Source organism: Xanthomonas sp. A1809 (genome assembly GCF_017746015.1).
Lineage (GTDB): Bacteria > Pseudomonadota > Gammaproteobacteria > Xanthomonadales > Xanthomonadaceae > Xanthomonas > Xanthomonas euvesicatoria.
In genome coordinates this window covers 1-1,456 of the sequence record NZ_JAGHWZ010000059.1, presented here as the reverse complement: position 1 = coordinate 1,456, position 1,456 = coordinate 1, and the positions used below count along the sequence as shown (strand labels likewise).

Sequence of the window (1,456 nt, the reverse complement as noted above, 5' to 3'; positions counted from 1 at the left end):
AGCGCTGCGCGCTGGCCCTCTGCGGTCAATGCGACCGGATGCGCTGCGTCGAACTCACGCACGCTTGTACCGACCACACGCTTGTTCTTTTGGATCTTCTCTGCGGCAATTTCCGTGCGGCGCGTAGCGGCCTGCATGACGCCAACAGATGCATCGAATGCGGACAACTCACGCGATTGCGTGGGCTGTTCCTGCATGCGGATACGTGCGTTCTTCGATGTGCATGCAACGCACAAGCCCCCGGGGAAAAAGTAGACGGTTGTTTCACCGCAGAAAGAGCATGTGCTGTTAGCCACGATAGAACTCCATGGCTGCGTCACGTGCATCAGCAGCATCGATGCGCGATGCGAAATAGCTCTGCTCGACAGCATTGCCGTTGACGACGATGGTCAACACGTAAATGCGAGGACCGCCCTGCACTCTGGCTGGCGAAATCATCCATGCAACAGATCGAGACTCAGCCACGGCGAAACTCCATGACACGGCAAGCATTGTTGTTGCCGTCGATGCATTGCTGCTGGATGGTTTCGTCGCGCTCAATTTGACGATCGATGCTTTGTGCTGCGCCAGCACCGGACGCATAGCCAACAAGTCCACCTATGCCGAAACCAGTTGCGCAGCACATCAAAGCAAGCGGGCCGATTTCACGGCAGAAAGCGATGAGGTTACGCATCGAGCACCTCGCCATAGCCCTGCCACTCGCGTTCGCACAACGTGGCATCGTTGAGGCGCTCTGCGCGCTCCTCAGCAGCAGCAACACACGGATCGACGTAATCGAATAAAGCGCGGTGATGCTCACGCTCAGCGGCGGCGATCAGATCCTGTTCGCGCAGCTGGCGAAGAATGGCAGCGTCGCGGCGATCCAATATGCAACCGACGAGGCGCGCTGTGCCGATGCTGCACACGAAGCAGGCAGCACCGAGAAGTGCGAATGCGATGACGTCCATGAAGCCCCCTCCCCTGCCCCTTGACGCGGACCCCGGAGGGGAGCCGGGGGTGCGCGGCGTTACCCAATGAGGTAACGCGAGCGCATGTAAACTCGACGGGTCACACGATGTCAACCCTGAGGGTCACATGAGCGCTACAGACGAGCTACTTGACAAGGTGAAAGAGAGCTGCTCTCTCCCGTCAGATATGGCTTTGGCAGAAAAATTGGGCGTCAACAGGCAGATGATTTGGAAGGCTCGCCACGAGGACAAGCCGCTTTCCGATGAACGAATTGCGCAGCTTTGCGCGATGGCAAAGCTCGACGGCGGTTCTTGGATGGCACGAATTCATGCAGAACGCGCGGCGTCCCCAGCAGAGCGCGCATTGTGGCGATCAGTGTTGGACAGGCTAAGCGCGGCCGCCGCGGTGGTCGCGCTGTTGGTCCTGGCGGTACACACAGGAGCGCATGAAGCGCTGCTAGCGGCCCTTTCGCCGGTAGCCCTTACCCACCCTCTATACATTATGCGAA

4 protein-coding genes and 1 pseudogene are annotated in these 1,456 nt (G+C 59.1%); 1 reads left to right on the top strand and 4 read right to left on the bottom strand.

From position 1 onward, the window contains the following. The 4 genes and pseudogenes from J7396_RS22385 to J7396_RS22370 form a co-directional block, all read right to left on the bottom strand. Positions 1-236 (bottom strand): annotated as a pseudogene (locus J7396_RS22385) (replication initiation protein); the annotation flags it as partial. Between the two features lie 52 nt (positions 237-288). Continuing rightward, positions 289-465, bottom strand: a complete 177-nt coding sequence (locus J7396_RS22380) for a hypothetical protein (protein WP_155407336.1) — start codon at positions 463-465, stop codon at positions 289-291. Beyond that, positions 458-673 (bottom strand): hypothetical protein, encoded by a 216-nt coding sequence (locus tag J7396_RS22375; protein ID WP_223866271.1) that lies wholly within the window; start codon positions 671-673, stop codon positions 458-460. Before J7396_RS22375 ends, J7396_RS22380 begins: the two co-directional genes overlap by 8 nt. Next, positions 666-947: a hypothetical protein gene (locus J7396_RS22370; protein WP_046933269.1), complete on the bottom strand. Its 282-nt coding sequence runs from the start codon at positions 945-947 to the stop codon at positions 666-668. Before J7396_RS22370 ends, J7396_RS22375 begins: the two co-directional genes overlap by 8 nt. 127 nt (positions 948-1,074) lie before the next feature. On the opposite strand from J7396_RS22370, the gene J7396_RS22365 reads away from it, so the two are divergent. Next, on the top strand, positions 1,075-1,456 hold a 382-nt coding region (locus J7396_RS22365), incomplete at its 3' end, for a DUF3693 domain-containing protein (protein ID WP_209262185.1).